The 1,708-nt window shown below is 70.1% G+C and carries 1 protein-coding gene and 1 pseudogene; one reads left to right on the forward strand and one right to left on the reverse strand.

The genetic code is table 11. The features are described from left to right. Positions 1 to 180: 180 nt before the first annotated feature. On the reverse strand, positions 181 to 909 hold the full coding sequence (locus ACFR9S_RS07850) for an SDR family NAD(P)-dependent oxidoreductase (protein WP_379731344.1): 729 nt from the start codon (positions 907 to 909) through the stop codon (positions 181 to 183). Positions 910 to 1,052: 143 nt separating this feature from the next. On the opposite strand from ACFR9S_RS07850, the pseudogene ACFR9S_RS07855 reads away from it, so the two are divergent. Continuing rightward, a pseudogene (locus tag ACFR9S_RS07855) lies at positions 1,053 to 1,708 on the forward strand (molybdopterin-dependent oxidoreductase); the annotation flags it as partial.

A 1,708-nucleotide genomic window follows, 5' to 3' on the forward strand; every position in this document is an offset into this window, starting at 1 on the left:
CGCTCGGTGACGGCGGCCGACGCGAGCACCGCAGGGAACGGAGTGACCGAGGAGCGCAGCGAGGCCCCCGAGCCGAGCGGGCAGGGGCTTTCTAGGTGTTGCTAATCACCGAACCTGCAGTCACCGTACCGAATCTCCCGAATCAAGTGCGTTCTCCGGCCAAAACTAACCCACCGAAAACTATCGCATCAACTCCCCGCCGTTCACGTGCAGCGTCTCCCCCGTGACGAACCCCGCGTCCCGCAGGTACGCACACCCGTCGGCGATGTCCTCCACTTGCCCGATCCGGCCGACCGGGATCTCCGCGATCTCCTCGGCCAACTCTTCCTCCGTCCGGTCGCTGACCATGTCCGTCTCGATGTGCCCCGGTGCGACCGCGTTCACCCGGATCTCCGGCGCGAAGTCCCGCGCGTGGCTCTTTGTCAGCGAGAGTAGCGCGCCCTTCGATGCCGCGTAGTGGACCTCGATCGGCGCGCCCGTGAACGCGAGGATCGACGAGACGTTCACCACCGACGGGCCGTCTCCCGACTCCCGCAGGTGCGGTAACGCGGCCTTCGTGACGTTGAACGCGCTGTTGACGTTCACGTCCATCACGCGGTCGAAGTCCTCCGGAGCGAGCTCCTCCGTGAACACGTGCTGGTCGATCCCGGCGTTGTTGACCACGTGATCGACGCCGTCGAACGCCGCGGCGGCCTCTTCGACCAGTCGCTCGGCCGCCGCCGGATCGGAGACGTCGGCGCCGACGACGACCGCCTCCTGTCCCGCCGCCCTGACGCGCTCGGCGGTCTCCTCGGCTTTCGCCTCGCTGGTGTGGTAGTTCACCGCGACGTCGTAGCCGTCGGCGGCGTAGCGTTCCGCCACGCCGCGACCGATACCCCTCGACGAGCCGGTGACGATGGCTGCTGGCACGTTCGCCCATCGTCGCTGCGGCACTTGGCTGTCGGGGTGGCGGCGACGGCGGCCGAAAGCGCCGGTTGCTCCGCGACTCGCCGATCGTTCCGCGCATTGCCGGCCGCGACGCACTCTTGGCCGTGGGAGTCCAACCCACGATCATGCGCGGCTCCAGCCGCCTGCGCCGCCTCGCCCCGCCGCCGCGAGCGGTGGATTGGGCGATCCTCGTCGCCGTCGCGAGCGCCGTCGCGACGGGGCTGCTCGCGTGGACCGGCTGGCTCCCGCCGGCGCTTTTGGTCGACCTGCACGGCGTCGTCGGTCTCACGATCGCCGGGCTGCTCGTCTTCAAGTTCGCCCGCGTCGCCCGGCGCGTGCTGGATCGCGGGCAGTGGGATCGTGCGACGCCGATCTCCGTCCTCCTCGGCATCGTCGCCGTCGCCGCACTCGTCTCCGGCGTGTTCTGGGGAGTGGGGGGGAACGTCCCGATCGGCCCGTGGACGACCCTCAACGCCCACGTCGGCTTGGGCCTGCTCGCGATCCCGATCCTGCTCGTCCACCTCCGTGCCCGGCTACGACTTCCCTCGCGAACCGACGCCTCCCGGCGGAGCGCGCTCCGGATCGGCGGGCTGCTCGTCGCCGGGACGCTCGTCTGGCGCCTGAGCGAGGCAGTCACTGCCGTCAGAGGAGTGACGATCCGCGACACCGGCTCGAAGCCGACCGGGGAGCTGTACGACACCGAGACGGAGGGCGGTTCGTTCCCCGTCACCTCGTGGGTCGCCGACGACCCCGAGCCGATCGACCGCGCCGAGTGGACGCT

It is taken from the genome of Halolamina salina (genome assembly GCF_042678005.1).
GTDB lineage: Archaea > Halobacteriota > Halobacteria > Halobacteriales > Haloferacaceae > Halolamina > Halolamina salina.